24 protein-coding genes and 1 pseudogene are annotated in these 21,589 nt (G+C 34.5%); 8 read left to right on the top strand and 17 right to left on the bottom strand.

Translation table 11 applies throughout. The features are described 5' to 3' along the window. Positions 1-6 precede the first annotated feature (6 nt). Positions 7-888, bottom strand: coding sequence for a helix-turn-helix domain-containing protein (locus ACEN33_RS00915; RefSeq protein WP_407090026.1), 882 nt, complete (start codon positions 886-888; stop codon positions 7-9). A 236-nt stretch (positions 889-1,124) separates the two neighbouring features. Between ACEN33_RS00915 and ACEN33_RS00910 the strand changes: the two genes are divergently transcribed. Next, complete coding sequence (locus ACEN33_RS00910) at positions 1,125-2,171, top strand: DNA/RNA non-specific endonuclease (RefSeq protein WP_407090025.1); 1,047 nt, start codon at positions 1,125-1,127, stop codon at positions 2,169-2,171. Between the two features lie 46 nt (positions 2,172-2,217). Here ACEN33_RS00910 and ACEN33_RS00905 read toward each other — a convergent pair whose 3' ends face one another. Continuing rightward, a complete protein-coding gene (locus ACEN33_RS00905; RefSeq protein WP_407094379.1) occupies positions 2,218-3,048 on the bottom strand; it encodes an aldo/keto reductase in 831 nt (276 codons plus the stop codon). Positions 3,049-3,128: 80 nt separating this feature from the next. On the opposite strand from ACEN33_RS00905, the gene ACEN33_RS00900 reads away from it, so the two are divergent. The 3 genes from ACEN33_RS00900 to nth all read left to right on the top strand — a co-directional run bounded on the left by ACEN33_RS00900 (position 3,129) and on the right by nth (position 5,633). Next, complete coding sequence (locus ACEN33_RS00900) at positions 3,129-4,127, top strand: YdcF family protein (protein ID WP_407093819.1); 999 nt, start codon at positions 3,129-3,131, stop codon at positions 4,125-4,127. A 31-nt stretch (positions 4,128-4,158) separates the two neighbouring features. Beyond that, positions 4,159-4,932 (top strand): HpcH/HpaI aldolase family protein, encoded by a 774-nt coding sequence (locus ACEN33_RS00895; RefSeq protein ID WP_407090021.1) that lies wholly within the window; start codon positions 4,159-4,161, stop codon positions 4,930-4,932. Positions 4,933-5,009: 77 nt separating this feature from the next. Then, positions 5,010-5,633, top strand: coding sequence for an endonuclease III domain-containing protein (gene nth, locus ACEN33_RS00890; RefSeq protein ID WP_407090019.1), 624 nt, complete (start codon positions 5,010-5,012; stop codon positions 5,631-5,633). Between the two features lie 56 nt (positions 5,634-5,689). On the opposite strand, the gene ACEN33_RS00885 is transcribed toward nth, so the two are convergent. The 3 genes from ACEN33_RS00885 to ACEN33_RS00875 form a co-directional block, all read right to left on the bottom strand. Further along, a complete protein-coding gene (locus ACEN33_RS00885) occupies positions 5,690-6,199 on the bottom strand; it encodes an AI-2E family transporter (protein ID WP_407090018.1) in 510 nt (169 codons plus the stop codon). A 165-nt stretch (positions 6,200-6,364) separates the two neighbouring features. Beyond that, positions 6,365-6,793, bottom strand: coding sequence for a hypothetical protein (locus ACEN33_RS00880; protein WP_407090017.1), 429 nt, complete (start codon positions 6,791-6,793; stop codon positions 6,365-6,367). A gap of 30 nt (positions 6,794-6,823) precedes the next feature. After that, positions 6,824-7,321: a cupin domain-containing protein gene (locus ACEN33_RS00875; RefSeq protein ID WP_407090015.1), complete on the bottom strand. Its 498-nt coding sequence runs from the start codon at positions 7,319-7,321 to the stop codon at positions 6,824-6,826. Positions 7,322-7,720: 399 nt separating this feature from the next. Here ACEN33_RS00875 and ACEN33_RS00870 point away from each other — a divergent pair, with 399 nt between their 5' ends. Together ACEN33_RS00870 and ACEN33_RS00865 are read left to right on the top strand one after the other, a co-directional pair. Next, positions 7,721-8,977, top strand: a complete 1,257-nt coding sequence (locus tag ACEN33_RS00870; protein ID WP_407090014.1) for a glycine betaine/L-proline ABC transporter ATP-binding protein — start codon at positions 7,721-7,723, stop codon at positions 8,975-8,977. Beyond that, positions 8,970-10,729, top strand: a pseudogene (locus ACEN33_RS00865) (ABC transporter permease/substrate binding protein). The gene ACEN33_RS00870 and the pseudogene ACEN33_RS00865 overlap by 8 nt, the downstream one beginning before the upstream one ends. Before the next feature lie 78 nt (positions 10,730-10,807). Here ACEN33_RS00865 and ACEN33_RS00860 read toward each other — a convergent pair. Continuing rightward, on the bottom strand, positions 10,808-11,935 hold the full coding sequence (locus tag ACEN33_RS00860; RefSeq protein WP_407090013.1) for a hypothetical protein: 1,128 nt from the start codon (positions 11,933-11,935) through the stop codon (positions 10,808-10,810). A gap of 163 nt (positions 11,936-12,098) precedes the next feature. On the opposite strand from ACEN33_RS00860, the gene ACEN33_RS00855 reads away from it, so the two are divergent. Beyond that, the gene (locus ACEN33_RS00855) at positions 12,099-12,548 is read left to right on the top strand and encodes an Ohr family peroxiredoxin (RefSeq protein WP_407094378.1); all 450 of its coding nucleotides are present in this window, start codon (positions 12,099-12,101) and stop codon (positions 12,546-12,548) included. Between the two features lie 54 nt (positions 12,549-12,602). On the opposite strand, the gene ACEN33_RS00850 is transcribed toward ACEN33_RS00855, so the two are convergent. The 7 genes from ACEN33_RS00850 to ACEN33_RS00820 form a co-directional block, all read right to left on the bottom strand. Then, positions 12,603-13,202, bottom strand: a complete 600-nt coding sequence (locus ACEN33_RS00850; protein ID WP_407090012.1) for an SOS response-associated peptidase — start codon at positions 13,200-13,202, stop codon at positions 12,603-12,605. 13 nt (positions 13,203-13,215) lie between these two features. Beyond that, positions 13,216-13,836, bottom strand: a complete 621-nt coding sequence (locus tag ACEN33_RS00845) for a fumarylacetoacetate hydrolase family protein (protein ID WP_407090047.1) — start codon at positions 13,834-13,836, stop codon at positions 13,216-13,218. 376 nt (positions 13,837-14,212) lie between these two features. Continuing rightward, on the bottom strand, positions 14,213-14,620 hold the full coding sequence (locus tag ACEN33_RS00840; protein WP_407094377.1) for a hypothetical protein: 408 nt from the start codon (positions 14,618-14,620) through the stop codon (positions 14,213-14,215). 12 nt (positions 14,621-14,632) lie between these two features. Then, positions 14,633-15,133: a hypothetical protein gene (locus tag ACEN33_RS00835; protein WP_407090010.1), complete on the bottom strand. Its 501-nt coding sequence runs from the start codon at positions 15,131-15,133 to the stop codon at positions 14,633-14,635. Beyond that, positions 15,123-15,668 carry a MotA/TolQ/ExbB proton channel family protein gene (locus ACEN33_RS00830; RefSeq protein WP_138403338.1) on the bottom strand — a complete coding sequence of 182 codons (546 nt, stop codon included), beginning with the start codon at positions 15,666-15,668 and terminating at the stop codon, positions 15,123-15,125. Before ACEN33_RS00830 ends, ACEN33_RS00835 begins: the two co-directional genes overlap by 11 nt. A 125-nt stretch (positions 15,669-15,793) precedes the next feature. After that, positions 15,794-16,531 carry a pseudouridine synthase gene (locus ACEN33_RS00825; protein WP_407090009.1) on the bottom strand — a complete coding sequence of 246 codons (738 nt, stop codon included), beginning with the start codon at positions 16,529-16,531 and terminating at the stop codon, positions 15,794-15,796. Beyond that, complete coding sequence (locus ACEN33_RS00820) at positions 16,528-17,289, bottom strand: alpha/beta fold hydrolase (RefSeq protein ID WP_407090008.1); 762 nt, start codon at positions 17,287-17,289, stop codon at positions 16,528-16,530. Before ACEN33_RS00820 ends, ACEN33_RS00825 begins: the two co-directional genes overlap by 4 nt. Before the next feature lie 103 nt (positions 17,290-17,392). Here ACEN33_RS00820 and ACEN33_RS00815 point away from each other — a divergent pair, with 103 nt between their 5' ends. Next, positions 17,393-18,751 (top strand): FAD-binding oxidoreductase, encoded by a 1,359-nt coding sequence (locus ACEN33_RS00815; protein WP_407093821.1) that lies wholly within the window; start codon positions 17,393-17,395, stop codon positions 18,749-18,751. 64 nt (positions 18,752-18,815) lie between these two features. Here ACEN33_RS00815 and ACEN33_RS00810 read toward each other — a convergent pair whose 3' ends face one another. From ACEN33_RS00810 to ACEN33_RS00795, 4 genes are all read right to left on the bottom strand, one after another. Next, positions 18,816-19,487 (bottom strand): deoxynucleoside kinase, encoded by a 672-nt coding sequence (locus tag ACEN33_RS00810; RefSeq protein ID WP_407093822.1) that lies wholly within the window; start codon positions 19,485-19,487, stop codon positions 18,816-18,818. A 211-nt stretch (positions 19,488-19,698) separates the two neighbouring features. Continuing rightward, positions 19,699-20,133 carry a pyridoxamine 5'-phosphate oxidase family protein gene (locus ACEN33_RS00805; protein WP_407093823.1) on the bottom strand — a complete coding sequence of 145 codons (435 nt, stop codon included), beginning with the start codon at positions 20,131-20,133 and terminating at the stop codon, positions 19,699-19,701. A gap of 18 nt (positions 20,134-20,151) precedes the next feature. Then, positions 20,152-20,433 (bottom strand): DUF503 domain-containing protein, encoded by a 282-nt coding sequence (locus ACEN33_RS00800; protein WP_407094376.1) that lies wholly within the window; start codon positions 20,431-20,433, stop codon positions 20,152-20,154. A gap of 119 nt (positions 20,434-20,552) precedes the next feature. Beyond that, entirely contained in the window at positions 20,553-21,212 is a 660-nt protein-coding gene (locus ACEN33_RS00795; RefSeq protein WP_407093825.1) for a hypothetical protein, read from the bottom strand. Positions 21,213-21,589: the final 377 nt, after the last annotated feature.

The following is a 21,589-nucleotide window of genomic DNA, read 5'->3' as shown; positions in this document are numbered from 1 at the left end:
TCTTATTTAATATTCATTTTTTATATATTTTTCCATTGCATCAAGTTCTCTTAAGGCAATTTTATTTCGATTAATTTTTGAATAGGCCCGGGCGTCATAAATTAAAGCTAAAATTGTATCTTTAGATTCTTTTATGGTAATTGCATTTTTTGCTAACTGGATTGCCGCCCTTGCTAGATAATATGTCACATGGTTATCTGAGCAAATAGAAACGGCATGTTCAGCTAAAGCATTACTAATATCTATCTCATCAATATGTGCATAAAACTTACTGCATTCAAAGACGATGTGTAACACACGCCAAACTTCTTCCATATGATGAGTCGGAAAATCATAAATTCGATTTAAGACTTTCGCAAAGTAAAACTCTGCTTTTTCTAACTCGCCTATTTGCTTAAAGATAATACCACTGCCTGTATAAGCGAGTAATTTATATAGTTCATACTCGTTGATAAGATTATCAAGTAATATCTGATCCAACTCATACAACGTATCAATAGTTGAATGCTTATTATAAATCATCACAAATGCCTTTAAATAATGATATCGCATTGTTAATTCTGAGTTATCAATCAGGTTTAAATCGATCTTTTCCAGCAAATTCCCCGCTTTCTCATACTCACTTAAGATGAGTGAGAATTCGGCTTCTTCCATTAACTCTTTTAACTTAGAATATTTTACTCCAACTTTAGGAAATAATTCACTAAGTGGTAATTCTAACCGGTTGCATAATTTAATAAGTATTTTTAAACTCGGTACCTGACCGTTGTTTTCAAAACGACTTAAAGTTGCTTGGGTGCAGATACCTTCAGCAAGATCACTTTGAACTAAGCCCTTTTGCTTTCTAACTTCGATAAATCTTTCTATGTTTATGATATCACCCCTCAAACCACTTTTTCACACATTGTGATTACATTCACTATTGAATGTTTTTATTATACATATAACTAATATTAATATCAAGCGTTTATATAAAATTTTATATATTTATTATTTATTTAATCGATTTAAAATATTACATCGCTAATATATATTGAATATGTATAATTAAATATTATAAAGGCCTTGTAAATAAATTAATTATTAATATAATAAGGATAAACTTTGGATTAGGAGAATTTAATTTGAAGATAAATAAGAATGTATTTCATAAACTGTCAATATTCTTTATATTGACGCTACTTGTATTTCCCATTGATCATAAGTCCGCAGATGCTAACGAACAATTTATTGATAGCAGTGGCTTCTCGATTACACCAGAATTGCCGAAAAGTGCACCAAATGTGCCTGAAGGTGAGACTTATGTCGAGATTAATAATAATATCCCTTACTTTACTAACAAAGATATTACCGCAACAAAAACATGGGTGGAATTTAGTCAATTAGATGACTTAGGTCGCGTGGGTGCTGCTAACGCAGTTCTTTCTGTAGATACCTTACCTGCTGAGCAAGAGTCAAGAAACGATATCTCGGCCATCCACCCTACTGGTTGGCATCAAGGTAAGTACAAGCAAATTGATAGTGGGGGTTGGCTTTATAATCGATCACACTTAATAGGACATCAATTGATTGGTGAAGGTGTACCAGAATTAAATCTAATGACCGGAACACGATGGTTTAATATGGATGGTATGTTACCTTTTGAGAACTTTGTCGCAAGTACCATTGAAAATGATTTGCTGACCGTTCGTTACCGAGTGACACCCTACTTTGAAGATGGGAACTTACTTGCTTCAGGTGCATTTATGGAAGGTTTCTCCATTGATGATAGCGGCGAAACCCTTCAATTTAACATCTATATTCCAAATAGACAGAAAAATGTTCAGCTTGATTATGGAACTGGTCAGCATGACGGGGAATATATTGAGCAAACAGCAACCACAGCGCCAGCGAACAATGATCACCCTGGCACTACTTTATACTTTACTGGGAATGCGATTGTGAACAGCTCTTCTTCGAATCAACCGGTCAATTCCGATGCGACTGAAGGTCAAGGTGAGATAGAACCTGCTGGTTTTGCTGAAGTAGCAACAGAAGCTCCTGTAGAAGAATATGTCTCATATAAAAATTGTACTGCTGTACGAGAAGCCGGCGCGGCACCAATTTACCGCGGTGAACCTGGCTATGCATCACATTTAGATCGTGATAACGACGGCATTGGATGTGAATAACAAAAAAACAGACTCCAGTTTTTACTGGAGTCTGTTTCTATATATATTAGTTTATAACTAAACGATTTAAGTAATCCATGTCAGTTGCTAAAATCTCAAAATCAAGGTCCGCATTATTATCCACATATTCTTCGTGAACTGATTTTGGTAATACAACTAAGTCTTTTTGGTAACAATAACGAATCGCAATTTGAGCTGTTGATTTATTGTATTTATCTGCAATCGTTTGAATGTCCGGATTATTTAATAATTTTCCTGTTCCAATTGGAGAGTAAGCTTCTACAATAATGTCATTTTCTTGGCAATATTGAACTAACTGCTCATCGCGGAAACCAATATGGTATTTAATTTGATTTAACATTGGTTTGATTTTTACATTCTCTAGCAGATTTACTAAGTCATCAATTTCAAAGTTTGAAACACCAATGGCTTTTACTTTACCTGCTTCATATGCTTCTTCCAATGCTCTCCATACTTGCAGATTCTCTTCAAAATATAATCTCTCAATGGGTCCATCGGAATGCATTTTGTCCCAAGGACGAGGAGCATGAATAATCACTAAATCAAGATACTCAGTATCTAAAGCCGTTAATGAGTCTTCAATGTCTTTTTTAGCTTCATCATAAGTTTTTGAAAAAGCACTTACTTTAGTAGTTAGGAAAAAGTCTTCTCGGTTCACTCCTGAAGCTTTCATCCCTTTACCGACACCCTCTTCATTTCCATAAGTGCGGGCAGTATCGATATGTATATAGCCATTATTTAACGCATAAGCTGTCATTTGTTCTGCTTCTTCTGGGCTCATTTGCCATGTTCCCAATCCAATCGCAGGGATTTCTAAACCGTTTGAAAATGTAAATACTTCTTTTAATTGTGTCATACATATTTCCTCCTAAACTTGATATGATTATGTTACCATTATTTCTTGAATTCGTATAATAAATGCACCCGGAGGATCAAATGGCAATGTCATTGTTAGTTTTTATTCTTTTATTCGTACTTTGTTTTGTTATTTATAAATATGAACCTAGAACTATTTTTTTAGGTCTGGTCATGATTTTAGTCGCAATTCAAAGTGTTGTTATGTTTCTGATTTTTAACTTTAATAATTTGGCGCTAATTATGGGTATAATATTAGTTATTCTATTCTTAATTATACCTGTGGTTTTGACTATAGGTTTCTTAAGCAAACATAGAAAATTGTTCAAATGCTTAATAATTAGTTTGTTTGTCGGTATTATCATTTCTCTTCTATTGTATCTGAACGAAATTAATGTCATCGAAATACTTCAACTCCCTTTAATTACATGGGGAATTGGTTACTTTGTTTGTGGTATTTGTTTGGGTATACTAGTCGTTAACAGCTATCTTCTTTCGGCTCTGATGAATTTATTTAGTAAAGAGAAACCAAGCGTAGATTATCTCATCGTTCTAGGCGCTGGATTGAATAAAGAAAAAGTGACTCCTTTACTTGCCAAACGAATTGATAAAGCAATTCAAGTATACAAAGAAGCCCCTGATTTAATATTAATTATGTCTGGTGGCCAAGGTGATGATGAGATGATTCCAGAGGGACTAGCCATGGCTAATTATGCAATAAGCCAAGGTGTCCCAAAAAATCATATTATTATTGAAGATCAATCTGTAAATACATATGAAAATATTTTATTCTCAAGTCAGCACTTTGCCTCTGAAGATGCTTCATTTGCAATTATCAGTACAATGTATCATTTGTTTAGAGCTGAATTGATTGCTAAAAAACTAGGTTTAAAATCTGTGAGCTATGGTGCTGAATCAGGTAAGAACTGGGTATTCAATGCGAATGCTTTTATTCGAGAGTTCTTTGCTTATTTATATATGCAATTGAAGTGGGTTGTTTTATTTTCAATTCTTTATACCCTATTATACAGTTTGTTGCACTATATGGCTTTGATGAATGTGCTCCCATTACCTTTATGATACAGTTAACATAGAATTAAGGGGGATAATAATGAAAGAAAATATGATATTAAAGAAAATGCAGGCAGGCGAACAAGTAGTTGGCATGTTCTTTGAAATGTTTGGAACTTCTATCGTAGAATATTTAGGTATTACGGGATTAAATTTTTTCATTGTTGATATTGAACACAGTACATTTACCACGGAATCACTGTTGGAAATTGTTCATACAGCTGAATTACGTGATATGTCTACTTTAATGAGAATAAAAGATATTCGTCGATCGAATGTATTACGTCCATTAAATGTTGGTGTTCAAGGGTTAATTATTCCAAATATTCGAACTGTTGATGAAGTTAAACAAGTGGTTGATTGGGGGAAGTACGCACCCATTGGTAACCGTGGATTTTCCCTATCTCGTGTCACTGATTTTGGTTTTAGTGATAAAGTTTCCAATTTACCAGCCTACTTTAAAGAGCGTAATCAAGAAACGTTAATCATCCCACAATGTGAAACACCTGAATGTTTAGAGAATATCGAAGAAATTTGTGCGATCGATGGTGTTGACGGTATCTTTGTTGGTCCTTTTGATTTAACGATTGCCTTAGGTATTCCCGCTCAATTTGATCACCCTATTTTTAAAGAGGCTCTGGCTCGTATTTATAAAGCATGTCGTGATAACAATAAATTCACTTTAATTTTTGGGGCAAATACTGATCAAGCTAAAAATTATATAGACTATGGCTTTGATGCTGTTACTTGCTCAATGGATGTTACAATTATGATCGAAGCCTATAAAAATATGTTAGAAACAGTTAAAAAGTAAATTTCAAACTTGTTATTCCTGTAAAATATTTAATTATATACTATAATATAATTAAAACTTATAGTAGGAATGATAAGATGCTAAGTAGAACAGATGCCAAAATCGTACTTAATGAAATTATGAATTTATATCCAGATGCAAGACCTACCATGCGATATGAGAATGCCTTTCAATTATTAATGGTTGTCATTTTGAGTGCGCAAGCAACAGATGCTTCCATTGAAAAAATTCAGGACAAATTATTTGAACGATATCCTTCGCCTGAAGCGGTCGTCGAATCGAGTATTGAAGAGATTGAAACGTATATAAATACGATTGGCTTATATCATAATAAAGCGCGCTATATTTTTATGAGTAGCCAGCAGTTATTAGATAACTTTGGAGGAGAGGTTCCATCTACACGTAAAGAATTAACATCCTTAACCGGTATTGGTCCGAAGTCTGCCAATATTATCTTGAGTGTCGCGTATGGCGAAGCTGCTTTTGCAGTTGATACCCATGTAACGCGAATATGTAAGCATCACAACATTGTTGACGATGATGCGACAGCTCAAGATATAGAAAAGCGTGTAACAGAGATCCTGCCCCCTGAGAAATGGGGACATGCCCACCAAGCAATGATAAACTTTGGAAGAGAAATCTGTAAACCACGTATCCCTCTCTGTAATAATTATCCACAATTGTATGCGCATCTAGACTAGAATTTTTTAAACTCAAAACACAAAAGGAGCACAGATATTCTGCGATCCTTTATTATTTAATCATAATAATTGTTTAGCTGTCCTTCTCTACGGTATTTATTACGGACTTGGCGATATGCTGCTATGAATGGTATTAATACAGATGCAACTACAATCCCAAGCACATTAAATATAACCGCACATATGATCATAATGACTGCTGGTAACCAGAATGGTAGTTCTAAGTCTTTTCCTAAGAAAAATGGTTCAATTAATTGTTCGATAATTTCGACTCCAATGTATAGGAAGAGTAATAACCACCCTTGACTTGGATCACCAAATATCCATTCAATGATTACCCAAGGTATGAATGCAATGCCCGCACCGACGACGGGAATTAAATCTAATAGACTAATCCCAATCGCAAATGCAATAGCATGACCAGGTTCATAGCCAATTCCCCAAAAGCCTAGAAAGAGTAGTAATATTACAATACCAATGACTTTTACTTCAGCTTTTGCAAATAGCCAAATATTTCTAACTCCTGTTGAAAATACTTCACCCCAAAATTGTGTATTTAAATTCATTAAATCTATCCTCTCATTTATTACAGATTGATTTTGTTTTTTATTTTTTAGTATAGTTATATTTTAACAAATTTAGTATAAAAACCATCCGCCTTAAGACGTAAATACGCTTCATAACAAAAGACGCATTAAACAATTAGTCAGTTTAATGCGTTTATTTTAGATTTATTTTACAAAGCCATTCCATTTGGTCTCAAGCAAATGATTTATATTTTCTTTTTGCCATTTCATATTGAGAATAGCCTTATTGCACTTTAAAATCATGCTCTTTTGTTCACCATAAAATTTGATTGTGATTTTATATTGAATTAATCCTTTTTTCGCTTTGAAAAATTCAATATCTTCGGTTGGAATAATTGCATACTCTCCACTTAAGTCTCCTAAAGTTGTAACGGATAAAAATAGTAGATTGTCAGGAGTAAAATACACAATGTAATAATCTGAAGCTACTAAAAATTGAAACTTATTATACATTATTGAAGCCATTAAACCTGGTTGTGTGTAACCATAAATATAATTTTTATCTATTTGGCTTTCTGGCATAATTTCGTCTATTAGGGCTTCGATATTTTCTGATTTGCTTGCTGTGTTCATAGTATACATCTCACTTTCATTTATACGAAATCAATCCTTTAAAAACGATTGTCCCGTGACAGGGTCAAGTTCCGGCTTGGGAACTTGTATAATGTTCTCTTTTACTTTATCATACTCACTTATTTCTCCATAGCGCATGTCGTATGAATCTCCATTCGGATATGCGCCTACAATTATGAAGTCTTCAGTTGAATCCATCTTTTTATGCGCTGTTCCGGCTGGTAGGAATACGACATCCCCTTGAGTAAAGGTAATAATTTTTGACTCAGGACCTCCCAATTGTACCCTCGCTGATCCGGAAATACATGCTAACACCTCATGGGCAATTGAATGAAAGTGATGCTTAGATAAAATTCCATTTATCCAACCATTTGAATAATGATGTTTCTCTAGAAAACCTAGAACGTCCTCTCTAGAATAGTCATTTTGTTTAAAAATCTCATCTAATGCCTTTTTATATATGACGACAGGCAGTTTGTTATTGGGAAAAGGACTATTTTCTTGAAGTTGCATTTTTATTGTTTCCATCTTATATCTCCTATCGTTATATTTATTCTAATACTTATAGTATATTATAACGCTACACTTATTAAATCGCACGAAATTTACCTTACATTATATCCGTCAATCTATCACTTGAACTTACCAACTAGTTTAAATAAAAATTACCATAGAAGGATTCTCAGTTTGTTTCTATGAATATATATACATTAGGAACCATGAAATTTTATATGATTTATATACAAAAATACAAAATGAGAAAATTCTAATCATAATATTAGGATAGCTAAATCATTGCATTGTAAGCGATAATCTAATTTAGTAAGTAGATTCATCTTTTCGTCTCATTTTACATGCATAATTATCTATGTTATTGTGAAAAACGTGATTATTACAAAAAGATTACATTGAAAAGAGGTAAAATTAGTGAGTAAATTAAGAGTCGAAAACTTAACAAAGATTTTCGGAGACAATGAAAAAGAAGCATTAGACTTAATGAATCAAGGAAAAACTAAAGAAGAAATATTAGCAGCTACAGGTGCAACAATTGGAGTGAATCAAGCTACTTTTGATGTAAAAGCTGGAGAAATTTTCGTTATTATGGGCTTATCAGGAAGTGGTAAATCTACACTTGTTCGTATGTTAAATCGTCTTATTGAACCGACAAACGGTAATGTATATATTGATGAAGCAAATGTATCACCAATGAATAAAAATGATTTACGAGATATCCGTCGTAAAAAAATTAGTATGGTGTTTCAAAATTTTGGTCTCTTCCCTCACCGTACTATTCTAGAGAATACTGAGTATGGTTTAGAAGTACAAGGCGTACCGAGAGCGGAACGTCAAAAAAAAGCGGAACAAGCATTAGATAACGCTGGCTTACTTCCATATAAGGATCAATTCCCTGATCAGTTATCTGGAGGAATGCAACAACGTGTTGGACTTGCAAGAGCGCTTGCTAACGACCCAGATATTTTATTAATGGATGAAGCCTTTTCTGCTTTAGATCCACTAATCCGTCGTGATATGCAAGATGAGTTAATTGAAATGCAAAAAACATTAAACAAAACAATTATCTTCATCACGCATGATTTAAACGAGTCATTAAGACTTGGTAATCGTATTGCAATCATGAAAGATGGTGAAGTTGTCCAAGTTGGTACGGGTGAAGAAATCTTATCAAAACCTGCGAATGATTATGTTAAACGCTTCGTAGAAGATATTGATCGTACTAAAATATATACAGCGCAACATATTATGGAAGAACCAACAGCTGTTACAACTCAATTAGAGACACCTTCAGAAGCACTACGTATTATGGTAGATGAAGGCATGAGTAACATTCTTGTTGTAGATAAAGATGAGCAATTAATTGGATATGTAACCCGCGAAGAAGTGGAATCATTACTACACCAAGGTCATGATGATATATCAAGTGCTGTTCAATCAGATGTTCCAGAAGTTGAATCTGGTGCTTTAATTGATGACTTATTCGATGTAATTCATGATTCTGAAACGCCAATTGCTGTTACAAGCAATAAAGGTGAATTAGAAGGTGTTATCGTCCGTAGTAACGTTATTGGTGCCATGACAACTGACACTCAATACGATGTTATTGAAAACAATGAGGATGATACAGAAATTAAAGATTCTAATAAGGAGGAATTAGACCATGAGTAGTTTATTAGATATGTTTCCACAGTTGCCTGTCTCAGAATGGGTTTCTAACTTTATTGATTGGATAACTGCCAATTTCAATGTGTTATTTGATTCATTAAACAATGTTGGTACAAGTTCAATGGAATGGATGACACGTATGTTAATGTTAATTCCACCACTTGCTTTTATCATAATTGTGATGTTAGTTGCCTATTTCGTTTCAAATAGAAAAATGGGCCTATCAATTTTTGCTGGTATTGGATTAATATATATTCACAACCAGAACCTATGGGGTAATATGATGAACACCCTAACATTAATTATTGTTGCAAGTTTAATCTCAATCATCGTTGGAATACCTTTAGGTATTCTGATGGCTAAGAGCTCACTTGCTGAAAAAATCATTCAACCTATTCTAGACTTTATGCAAACAATGCCAGCCTTTGTTTACTTAATTCCAGCTGTTTCTTTCTTTGGGATTGGGATGGTGCCTGGTGTGTTTGCTTCAGTAATCTTCGCCCTACCACCTATTGTTCGTTTCACTAACTTAGGTATTAGACAAGTTCCTGAAGAATTAGTTGAAGCAGCTGATTCATTTGGTAGTACGGGATGGCAAAAACTTTATAAAGTCGAATTACCAAATGCCAAATCAACGATTATGGCTGGTACAAACCAAACCGTTCTTCTTGCACTTTCAATGGTTGTAACTGCTTCAATGATTGGTGCACCAGGTCTTGGTACGAACGTATTAACTGCATTACAACGTGGTCAAGTTGGAGCTGGATTTGTTTCAGGTTTCGCTTTAGTTGTCCTAGCCATTGTTATTGATCGTATCTTACAAAGCTCAAATAAAAGTCGCGTAGACTAAGAACGGAAAGGAGAATATTTTTGAATAAGAAAACAATACATAGAATAATCGGAGCCATTCTAGCTGTTCTGTTCGTAGGTGAAATTGTATATAGTGTTAACAATACTGAACTTGCAACACGTTCAACGGGAGAGACTATCCAAATAGTTCATAACCCTTGGGATACAGAAATTGCGTCCTCAACTGTTTTAGCCTTAGTTTTAGAAGAAGTTGGATACAATGTAAATCTTGTATCGGTTGATAATGCCATCATGTTCGAATCTATCTCTACTGGAGAATCAGATGTTATGACTGCTGCTTGGTTACCTACAACACATGGGACCATTATTGAAGAATATGAAGACGACATGGTTGATTTAGGCCCAAACTTAGAAGGTGCTTCTTCAGGAATTGGTGTTCCAAGTTATATGGACGTTGATTCGATTACTGATTTAGATTCGCAAGCAGACCAAACCATTATTGGTATCGAGCCTGGTGCAGGTGCCATGATTCAAACAGAAGAAGCAATGAGCCATTATGACAATATAAGGGATTGGGAATTAGAAGCACCATCTACTGGAGCAATGTTAGCTTCACTAGATGGAGCAATTCAAAATGAAGAAGAATTTGTCTTTGTTGCTTGGACTCCCCACTGGATGTTCTTAGAGTATGATATTAAGATGTTAGAAGATCCTGATTTCGTATATGGTGAAGCTGAAGATATTTATACTTTCACTCGCTTAGGCTTTGCGGAAGATCATCCTGAAGCTAACGAAATTGTTGATCGTTTCTTTTGGAAAATCGATGACATGGAAAATGTGACATTAGCAATGCAAAATGGTACGGATAACCGTACAGCAGCCCAGAACTGGATTGATGAGAATCGCGAAACTGTGGATTCTTGGTTAGAAGGCGTATTTGAATAAAATTAATCATTTTAAGAATCACACCCCTTTAGGAAATAATCCTAATGGGGTGTGATTTTTACTTTAATATTCTAATGCTTAATAGCGCAATCTTGCAGAGACATTAATTCCTTCTGGCATATCATCGTCTGGAACAATATAAATCTTTCCTTTAGCAGTTGCCACTTTTGTTATGAGTTGTTTTAAGAAGTCTTTGTCTGATTCTTCAAAACTACCATTATCAGTGATTGTCCCGGATTGGCTATAACCTTTATTTACTAATAACTCTTCAATTCGCCCTTCTATAGCACTCATGGATAAATCATCTAATTGATTATCAACTCTAAACTTAGGCGCTGTTTCTCTAAAGCGATTGAACATGGTCTCTTGTTCTTTTTTAACAATTTCAATATTTTTGTTCAATGCTTTTTCTTGAACAGTATTGAAATTCGCATTTGCACCTGACTCTTCAATTCGCCCATCAATTAAGTATGGGTTTTTTGATAATTCACGAAATACAGCTTGATTTTCTGACAAAGCATATAGAATGAGTGGTAAGTCACGAGCTGAAGAATAATTTTCATGAATGTAATTGTCAACTTCTCGGAAGTAATTCTCACGATCTATGTCTTTTTCATGACTTGTATCATTATGACCATGATAGCCTTGTTCTCCTCCACCTGTCGCACTATACGCACCTGAATTGGCTCCTCCACCAGTTAATTCTGAACCTAGAGCATCATTTAATGTTCTTGGTGCATCATCATCTTCAAAGTCAATTTCTTTAACAGAAGTAGCATCCCCTTCGAATAAACGAATATCCTCACGATTTAGAATTAATACATGATATTGGTTCGTGTACTGATAATTTTCAATCAGTGGTGTTAAATTTGGTGCTTTACCTACATTAACTAAATTAGCAACCGGAATACCTAGGTGGTAATAGTAGACTTCGTCTTCTGTAATATATAATGCGAGTCCTCCTCGATAAGTTACTAACTCAACGTCATTGACTTTCGCTCTTTCAATCTGTTCTTGAAACTTGTTTGAAACTTCTTTGTCGCATTCTGCTTCAACTCTCTTTTTAGCCTCTTCTAAAAGATTATTCAATTGAATACGATCTTGATCAGAGCTGACAGATGTTGCATGCAACTCCATAGCAATTGTCACGAATAACTTATCAACCTTCTCTAACTCTTTCGCCGGAAAGGCAGTTAATTTAATCATAGTGAAACCCCTTTCTTTCTTGTAATACATTAATTGTAACAATATCTCTCTTAACTGTAAAATCATACACATTGAGATATCACACTATATTAGTACAGAAAAGTTGCATCCCAAATAATTATTGGTAACCTATATATATAGAACTTATGAAGGATGATAATTAATGACAGAAAAAAGACATTATACGACTATGGCAGTGAATACTGGTGGACGTCATGGAATTAGTCGTTTAGTAGATGGTAGTTTTGAAGTGGATGTTGCAATGCCTAAAGAAATGGGTGGCCCAGGAGAAGCTGTCAATCCCGAGCAGTTATTCGCTTTAGGTTGGAGTGCTTGCTTCCATTCAGCTTTAGAACGCCACAAGAAGACGTTTGGTGCAGAAGGTGAGTCAAAAGTTGGCGTTGAAATTGGACTTAATACTGACCCTGAATTCGGCGGTTTTAAACTAGTGGCTAATATCGAAGTTGGTATTGAAGGCTTATCGTTAACAGAAGTGCAAGAAATCGCTGACCAAGCGCACGGTGATTGCGCTTATTCAAAAGCGACTCGTGGAAACATCGATTCTAAAGTTACTGCCATCGAAACATTCTTTATTGAAGACGTAAATAATTAAACTCTTAAAAAAGCAAGCTTATAAACTGTTTAAGAACAGTCCATAAGCTTGCTTTTAATTTGTTACTTGTTTAAAGGTTAAATCTATAGTTAATGTGAGAAGTATTTCTTGGAGCTGATTTGGATCAGTATTTAAATTCAAATACTCCTTCTCTGTTTTCTTATCTAAAATGACGGGAACTCTGTGATGAATGTCAGCCATTTGCCCCACTGAATCTTTCGTTAACATCGAGTAGGTCAATGTACTTGAACCATCTTCATTGTCGTAACGCTCACAAATCCCTGCAATTGAGAAGATATCTAAATCTGTTACGGCAATTTGCCAACGCTCTTTCTTCTCTTGTGAATCAACTTCCTTAAATTCATAAAACGAAGTGGCCGGAATCAAACAACGTTTACGTTTAAAAGGTTCAATAAATGTCTGCTTTTCCAATATTGATTCTAAACGTGCATTAATCAGAGGTCTCTTAGCGAAACTAGGCGTAAATCCCCATTTAATCGCATAAAATTTATTATTTGGAAGTAAAATGAGGTTATTTTGACTTGGATAGTACACTTCTCTCTCATCTTCAGGTAAGTTCGCATCTAATTCTGTACCTTCATAACGATCCAGTAATGCTTTTTTATTCTCTAAAAAACTATATTGCCCACACATCGTTAATCACTCCTTAACTAATACGATTCGTAAGTGTTCCAATACCTTCTATTGCGATTTGTATCTCGTCACCAGAGTCTAACCACTCTTGTTCTGTTTCATCATAGCCTAAGATAACACCTTCGGGTGTCCCTGTAAATATTAAATCACCGGGTTTAAGCGTCATATATTTTGATATATAAGAAATAATTTTAGCACAGTTAAAAATCATTTTATCTGTATTTGATTGTTGAACGATTTTACCCTTGCGCGTAGTAGAAATATTTAATTGATTAGGATTTATACTGTCTGACGTCACAACTACTGGGCCAATGGGCGCAAATTTGTCTGGGGTTTTACCAAGTAACCATTGGCCTGATCTAAATTGTAAGTCTCGTACTGACAAATCGTTCCCAATCGTATAACCAAATACATAATCCAACGCTTCTTCTTCAGACACGTCTTTGGCAGTTTCTCCCATAATCACAACTAAATCACATTCATAATCAATTTGTTCGCCTTCTAATGATTTAGGTATAACTTCCCCATCCGCAAAAAGAGCGTTGTTAAATTTACTAAATAAGACCGGTTCTTCAGGTACATCTAAGTCTGGACCTTCTGAGACATGGTCTAAATAGTTTAAACCGACACAAATAATTTTTTCAGGTCGACTTACTGACGGTAAAATATGTAAATCTTCGTATTTTAAATAATCAGATTCAATAAAAGATGCTTTATTTTCTTCAATAATTTGTTTAATTAACGGAAATTGTTTCTCCTCAATGAATGATTCGAGTGAGCCTTTTGGCTCTTTATCCGTGTATTTACTAAGGATATCAAGTGAAAGAACACCATCTGGTGTAAGTAAACCTACATGGCTTGAATCTTTATGACTGTAACTAAGTAATTTCTTTGTTTAATTTCTTTCATTATTAAGATTATAAAGCGTTTTCTATATTGACATTATAACGAATAAACAAATAGAGAGCCAAGATTCTGATGAATCTAGATTTCTCTATATTTTAGTTATATTAAGATTGTTCCTCAGCTTCTTGGAAATCAACTTGAGAATCAGTTAAAGTTTCAATGACTGAATCATAAGTAGCTTTAATCGTATTATCATCTGTCACAGTATAAGTAGTAGAGTCTTCCTCATCGCTCACACGTGATTCTACTTCATCTTCTGTCACAGCTTCATTATCCCAAAAAATATCAGATTGAGAAATCGTTATATTTACGTGTTTCGCTTCCTCATTCCCTTCACCAACACTGCTGGTTTCATTTATCGTAGTCTCTGTCGTTTCGGTTCCGTCGCCTAAACCACCATCTAACCAGCCACCTTGCGTGACTCCGAAGCCTCCACCTACTAATACTAAGGTTGCTACAAGCCAACCCCAAATACCGAATTTACTTTTTTTCTTATTGTCTTTTCTAGCCATCATTACCACTCCTTATTCAATTTTATTACTTTGATCGATTAACTGTTCCTGATACACAACTGTACTATTCGAATTTTGATCTATTTGTGTTATTGCTGATAGAATATTTCGATAATCTCTTAAAAATATTTCCTCATTATTATAAGTAAACGAAACAATGATAACTTCTTGTTCAATTGTCTCGATTTGAGAGGAAAGCCATGAATATAAGTCTTGAGTTTCAGGTTTTTGAACTTCCGATCCATCTTCCAAAACTAAATACATGGGATCATTATCCAAGCTGGATGGAAAGACAATATTTACTTTCCCAATCGATTGTTGATACGTTTGATACCAAATTTGTTCTGAATGCGTTTGAGGCATTTGTGTTTGTTCTAAATGGGTAACCTCTTCTTCTAATTCTGTAATCGTCTCCGCTGTTGATTGAGACTGTGTCGCTAATACCATAAATAATAATATTAATATCACATCAAGCAAAGGAGTTAAGTCAACAATCATTTCTTTAAATTTCATCGTAAGGGGCCTCGTCATTTCGACGCGCATGTCGTTCGACAATCGCATCTTTTCTTAATAAATATGTTTGGACTAATTCATTATTCTCCTCCACCCTCGCTTGTAAATAACCGTTTAAAGCTTTGAAGATAATGGCGAATACAATCCCCCAAAATGTTGAAGTCAATGCCATAAAGAATAAACTTGTATCTAATTCACCAACCATCGGTATTAATGAAATGACTGTTCCTAATAAACCCATCAAGGGGAATATCGCACAGACGTTTGTAAATAATACATAGAGACTATTACTTTTCTGACGCTTTTGGAGAATTTCTTGCTCACCATCTGAATCAAAATATAACTCGTAATGTTTGTTCATACTTTTTTGATTTTCTTTACCTAGAGCCACATTTCCCCGTGGGATTAAAATATTAAATAATTGCTTACAGCTTTCTAAGCATTTGTAATAAAGAAACGCTGCACCAATCGCTATAATAATAATTAAAAAATCAAATTTAAAAAAATTATCTAATATTGGTTGAAAAAATTGCAATGACTATTCACCTCTAATCTTATGTGGTTTAATCATACCATTTTACACGTAATTTACGAAGAATATAACTTTATCACAGTAAATTTATTTCATTTTTTTCATTAGGTACTAAATAAATATTCAAATTATGATCGTTTTAATTCTTGCATCATTTCTTTTACTTCTTGTAACTCTTCTTTATATAAATGTCGGTATTGACCACTTTGCGTTGTCTTGTCCAAATAAATGGGACCAATCATGATGCGATGTAAGCCTATGACTTTAACCCCACATTGTAAAAACATACGTTTAATTTGATGTCTTTTCCCCTCAGTTAAAGTAACTACCCCAGTACTTTCACTCATCGATTGATTTAAGATGCGTAATTCAGCTGGTTTGAGTTGAATTCCGCCTTCTAATAGCAAGCCTTTTTCAAATGCCTCCACCATTTTCTGGTCCATCTTGCCATTCACTGTGACATGATATTGCTTTTCTTTAGCAAAACGCGCTTGTTCAAATAAATAATGAAGTTGACCATTGTTTGTGAGAAAGACTAAACCGGTTGAATCGCGGTCTAATCTACCTACAATTGATAAACTCTCATCAAAATCTTGTTCTTTTAATAATTCTAAAACGGTAGTGAATTCCAAATCTTTTTTAGCACTCAAGACCCCCTTGGGTTTGTTCAAAGCGATATAAGTATGTCCTAGATTTTCACCTATACGCTTACCTTTTACTCTAATATCAAATAGGCCAGAATCAATCGTAAGCATTCTATCTGTAACGATTTTTCCATCACATGTTACTTGTTTACTCTGTAGCAATCTTTTTCTTTTTTTAACCGGCAAATTGAGTGCTTGTTGTAATAACTCATCAAGCGTCATTTGTGTAACTCTTCTAAATGGTCATTATGGCTACGTTCAAAAAAGTCAGCAATTCGATCCATCGTCTGTGTTTGTACAAGGTGACCAGTATGTTCGAAGATAACTTCCATATTCAGCTCTGGATTCTCTTCTACAAAGGCCTTTGTTTGGCTAAAAGGAACTTTTTCATCTTCATCCCCATGCCAGATAAAGAAAGGTCTGTCGCCTAATAATTCGGGTTGACGGGATAGATCATACTTAGGAATCCAAGATGTTAGATAAAAATAGTCCTGAGGCAAATAAATATTGCGACTGGTCGCATGACGATGAATCATGTTTCTATAATCAGTTAATGCGGGCGTTCCCATGATACAAGCAGCAGCATTAATTTCTGGATTATGTGTCATTAAGGCGCAAGTTGTCATTCCACCCATCGACAAACCACCTACACCAATGAAATTAGTGGTTAAATGTCGTTTTTTGAAATAATCAATAATATAGCCAAATTCAAATAAATTTGTATGAATACTATTAAAAAAGGTCAATGAAGGTATCGTTGAAACCGTTTGGATGCGTTCACCGTGGTTCTCCGCATCTGGTAACACAACGCGAAAGCCTTTAGCCGCTAACTTGCGACCTTGGGTAATTACTAATGTCTTATTAATTTGCCAACCATGATAATATACGATGATTGGTAATGGGTTATTTTGGTCGGTATCTTCAACAACTTCAAATACTGGAATGGTTCCAATCATTCTTTTTCTTACAATAATTTTCAATTTTTTCCAACTTTCTATAAAGTTTATCATTGTAGTTTTGATGACAATATTTAACTAATTTGTTATTCTTATTGTATTGAAAAGCTTTTCAAAGGAGGCAATTATGAAATTAGATAATATTATATCAGAGCCATCACGCATTCTACAAGGAAGTCGCATTCCTGAAGCCTATTCGGTGAATGAGCACAGTATAAAAGTTAATCTTCATGCGGTGGCATATCCATTAAATACTCAAGAAGTCGTCGACTTAGTTAAATATGCCAACCAAAATGACTTAGCCATAATTACTTATGGCGCTAATACTGGTTTAGCTGAAGCGACTTCAGCGTTCGGAGGTGAGTTAATCATCGATCTCAGCAAGATGAATCAGATTATTGACTTCGATTTAGATACATTAACTTTAGTGGTAGAACCTGGTGTCACAAACGGTGACGTCCAACAATATGTAGAGTCCAAAGGCTATTTCTACCCACCTGATCCTGGAGCAAAACATGGTTCAATTGGTGGTAATGTAGCTACAAATGCCGGCGGTATGCGTGCGGTTAAATACGGTACAACGCGTGATTACGTACGTAAGATGGAAATCGTCCTGGCTAATGGTGACGTGATTGAAACAGGTAGCGTAGCGATTAAGAACAGTTCAGGTTATAACTTAAATCATCTATTTATTGGTTCGGAAGGAACTTTAGGAATCATTACTAAAGTCTACTTAAAAGTGATTCCCTTGCCTAAGTTTAAACAATCTTATATCGCCGCCTTCCCTTCGTTAGACGATGCGGCGGAAGCAGTACTTTCTATCTTACGGAATGGTTTAGATATCACAGCTGTTGAGTTTTTCGAACGACGTGCCATCGCATATAGTGAACAACTCTTGAATAAAACATTTCCTAGTGAAAATGGTGTTGCGTACTTATTAATGACCTTTGATGGGATGCATGAAGCGGTCATTCAAGAAGAAGCTCAGCGTTTAGAAAAAATTACTCATGATCATTATGCTGTTGAGTTTTTAGTGCTTTCTGAAGAAGATAGTTTAACTGCATGGGATTTACGCGATAATATATTAGCAGGAATACTAACAATTTCTGAACAAGAGCCTCTAGATTATTCCGTGCCTGTGAATGAATTTGTGAATTTTTTCAAATATACGCATGAAGTTGAAGCGAATAGTGGTTTAAATTTCATTAGTTTTGGCCATGCAGGAGATGGTAATATTCACTCTTCTATCTTGCGAGCTAGCTTAACTCAAGATGAATGGCGAGAGAAAAAACATGAAATACTGACGAATTTATATGCTTATGTCTCTGAAGTCGGTGGTTTACCTTCTGCAGAACATGGTATAGGTTTAGTTAAAAAGCCATACTTTAAACAAGTGATGAGTAGCGAATATTTTCATTACTTAAAACAAATTAAATTGGCATTTGATCCTGACAATCGCTTAAACCCAGGTAAAATATTTGATTAATACTTCATCCTCAAACAAAGAAATCACCTCAAAGATTAACTCTTTAAGGTGATTTTTTATGTATTTATTTTGTCGCAGGTTCTAATTGACCCATCTCAATAAGTTTATTTTTTACTAGTTCAATAACCACTTCTGCATCAGCAGGGTTATTAACGACATCGTATTTATCAATATCAATTTTGATTACTTGTGATGCGTGGTAGTGATTATCTACCCAATCATCGTAGCCACTCCAAAGTGTTTTATAATAATTCACTAAGTTGATATCTTGTTCAAATTCACGACCACGAATGCCGATCCTCTTTAAAATTGTCTCGAATGAGCCTGTTAGATAAATCATTAAATCGGGAGATTTTTTAGGTAGTTCATCCAATTCTTCAAGCATATTTGTCAGAAGTTTTTCATAAGTATTAAACTCAAGATTTGAAATGCGACCTAAGTCGTTGTTAACTTTCGCGAAGTACCAATCTTCATAGATTGAACGATCTAATACGTTACTACGGTGAACAAGTGCCTCCTTAATACTATAAAAACGGCTACTTAAAAATTCTAACTGTAATAAAAATGAATATCTTTTTAATTCTTGTTCTTCCTCTGATGCGGTATAAAATAATGGAAGTATTTCATTGTCATCCACATTTTCATAAAAAATATCTGATTCAAGTGCATTACCAATTAACTTTGCAACACTGGTCTTTCCAGCACCAATCATTCCACCAACAACTATAATCGCCATCGACTCCTCTCCTTTATTCCATACAACAACATGTTGTGTCTATTTAAAGATTATAACACTATATATTGTGTTTTCAAGCTGAAATTTAATCTCGTCATTGACGCACCTATGAAACTATACAGAATTTTGTTGATGGATTCAAGTTAATTATTCCACATAATTTTATAATAATAGAAGCGCCACTTTTGTTAGTAAGTGACGCCTTTAATGTCTAATCTTTGACTTCGAATTCAAAATGTTCGACGATTTTATTTTGTAGATGTTGATATTTACCTTGGCCTTTAAACATTTGGAATGCTTGAACTGATAGTTGGTCTGCTTCATCAGGATACACATCATTAACATACGGATTATCTTTTAGTATTTCTTTTAAATGCTCTTTTCCAACTTTTCGGATTGATCCACTGACTCGAATAACTTCAATACCTTTATCAGACTTAGCCATTCCTGTAATTGATACTTCAGGTTTTGCTTCTAATTGCTGATAAAAGTCAGTTTTAGGTGATGTCATGAAGAAGATTCCTTTTTCATTCCCAACACCTACATTAATATAACGTGCTTGAGGTAGTCCTTCTTTGTCCACAGTTGAAAAAACCGCTGCACCAATCTCATCTTGTAATAATGTTAAATATTTTTTGTATTCCATATTCTTCCTCCTAAAAATTTACATTTCTGTAATATTATATTCTGTTACCATTATTGGATAAGTGCTTTCTACAAAAGCAAATATATCTTCTAAACGCTTCTTGCCTACCTTTGCATCGCTTGTAACAATCGCGAAAGCAAGTTCACTTTGATTTAATATATCGTGAAAAGCAACTTCTGCTGCCGATACCTTAAATCGAACTTGACTCTTTTGAATGATACTTTTGACGACGCGTCGTTTGTCTTTTAAAGAATACGCATCATTAATTATAAAAGTGATTGTCAAGACATGTACATACATCAATATCCCTACTTTAAATTAAATATTTCAATGACTCACATTGATAATGAAAGAGAAAAAAAGAAATAAATCATTTTATAATAACATGAATCATTTCTTTGATATTAGTTATGGCACGATTACCAAATTCGGTAGCCAATATTTGTGATTAAAAGGCCAGTCTGAATGTCCCAACGACAATATTGGATATATACCATATCATCACCATTACCGTAATAGGCTAAATCAGGCATATAATCATCACCGTAAAATTGTTTTTGTTGATTCTCATGTAGAAATTCAATCGTTTGAGTAATTTCATAACCTTTACTCAAACCATATTCGTCTGTAATGACTACTTCTGTTCCAACCTCTAGCAGACCATGATCTGCTAATGGATTAAAAACGCCTGTACCCGATAAATCATAGTAATGCCCAAAAAATGTATTAATATCATTTTGTCCCACGTAAGCCACTCGGTTTTCATTCAAGACTTCATTTAATTCATCAAAATCATCACCGAAGCCTTCATTTCCTCGCATGTCTTTAAAAGAAAACTCATAACCATTCACGTTTAGCCTTTCTTCATTATAGCCTGCTTCTGTCCCATCTTCTGGCAGGGATTCGATTTCTTCTTCATCGTAGTCAGTCGGTAAAACTGGTTCATGAATGACCGCACCTTCAATATCTTCGGGTTTCAGGCTGTCATCTTCATTATCTTTTTCTGTTTCGTCCTCGTCTACTCTGTTTCTTTCCTGTACTGACGAAGTATCTTGAGCAAGTACTGCCGTGTTTGGCATATAAGAATTTGTATAAGGCATGAGAGTCGCGAGTATTGATGTTAATAGTAGAAAGCGTTTAATAAAAATCACCTCAAAATTAGTCTAGTAATCATATTATAACTAAAAGTGTCTAATTTAATACTAAATATATTATCCTGAACAATTCATACTTTTCGTTGAAACATGTGCCAACTGCCTAACGGCAGCTTAAATTTACTTTTTCATTTTCACCTGTTAAGTGATGAAAAAAGAACCCCATTCTGATATTGTAAAGGTGTCTAAACCAACCATAAGAAAGGAGTTCTCTTCATGATTAGCTTACACAAAAACCAGGTAAAATTCAATTCAAACATCATCATTTCGCATACAGGTGGTCGTTTATCGAGTGATTCGGG

Origin of the sequence: Ruoffia sp. FAM 24228 (assembly GCF_045528575.1) — a bacterium.
Taxonomy (GTDB): Bacteria; Bacillota; Bacilli; order Lactobacillales; family Aerococcaceae; genus Ruoffia; species Ruoffia halotolerans.
Note: the sequence above shows the minus strand (reverse complement) of the source record. Positions and strands in the feature narration are given on the sequence as shown.

Excerpts from the sequence above, each read along its gene's own strand:
- ACEN33_RS00905 (WP_407094379.1), bottom strand. The coding sequence starts at position 3,048 with ATGACACAATTAAAAGAAGTATTTACATTTTCAAACGGTTTAGAAATC.
- ACEN33_RS00900 (WP_407093819.1), top strand. The coding sequence starts at position 3,129 with ATGGCAATGTCATTGTTAGTTTTTATTCTTTTATTCGTACTTTGTTTT.
- ACEN33_RS00895 (WP_407090021.1), top strand. The coding sequence starts at position 4,159 with ATGAAAGAAAATATGATATTAAAGAAAATGCAGGCAGGCGAACAAGTA.
- nth (WP_407090019.1), top strand. The coding sequence starts at position 5,010 with ATGCTAAGTAGAACAGATGCCAAAATCGTACTTAATGAAATTATGAAT.
- ACEN33_RS00885 (WP_407090018.1), bottom strand. The coding sequence starts at position 6,199 with ATGAATTTAAATACACAATTTTGGGGTGAAGTATTTTCAACAGGAGTT.
- ACEN33_RS00880 (WP_407090017.1), bottom strand. The coding sequence starts at position 6,793 with ATGAACACAGCAAGCAAATCAGAAAATATCGAAGCCCTAATAGACGAA.
- ACEN33_RS00875 (WP_407090015.1), bottom strand. The coding sequence starts at position 7,321 with ATGGAAACAATAAAAATGCAACTTCAAGAAAATAGTCCTTTTCCCAAT.
- ACEN33_RS00860 (WP_407090013.1), bottom strand. The coding sequence starts at position 11,935 with ATGATTAAATTAACTGCCTTTCCGGCGAAAGAGTTAGAGAAGGTTGAT.
- ACEN33_RS00855 (WP_407094378.1), top strand. The coding sequence starts at position 12,099 with ATGACAGAAAAAAGACATTATACGACTATGGCAGTGAATACTGGTGGA.
- ACEN33_RS00850 (WP_407090012.1), bottom strand. The coding sequence starts at position 13,202 with ATGTGTGGGCAATATAGTTTTTTAGAGAATAAAAAAGCATTACTGGAT.
- ACEN33_RS00840 (WP_407094377.1), bottom strand. The coding sequence starts at position 14,620 with ATGGCTAGAAAAGACAATAAGAAAAAAAGTAAATTCGGTATTTGGGGT.
- ACEN33_RS00835 (WP_407090010.1), bottom strand. The coding sequence starts at position 15,133 with ATGAAATTTAAAGAAATGATTGTTGACTTAACTCCTTTGCTTGATGTG.
- ACEN33_RS00825 (WP_407090009.1), bottom strand. The coding sequence starts at position 16,531 with ATGACGCTTGATGAGTTATTACAACAAGCACTCAATTTGCCGGTTAAA.
- ACEN33_RS00815 (WP_407093821.1), top strand. The coding sequence starts at position 17,393 with ATGAAATTAGATAATATTATATCAGAGCCATCACGCATTCTACAAGGA.
- ACEN33_RS00810 (WP_407093822.1), bottom strand. The coding sequence starts at position 19,487 with ATGGCGATTATAGTTGTTGGTGGAATGATTGGTGCTGGAAAGACCAGT.
- ACEN33_RS00805 (WP_407093823.1), bottom strand. The coding sequence starts at position 20,133 with ATGGAATACAAAAAATATTTAACATTATTACAAGATGAGATTGGTGCA.
- ACEN33_RS00800 (WP_407094376.1), bottom strand. The coding sequence starts at position 20,433 with ATGTATGTACATGTCTTGACAATCACTTTTATAATTAATGATGCGTAT.
- ACEN33_RS00795 (WP_407093825.1), bottom strand. The coding sequence starts at position 21,212 with ATGCCAAACACGGCAGTACTTGCTCAAGATACTTCGTCAGTACAGGAA.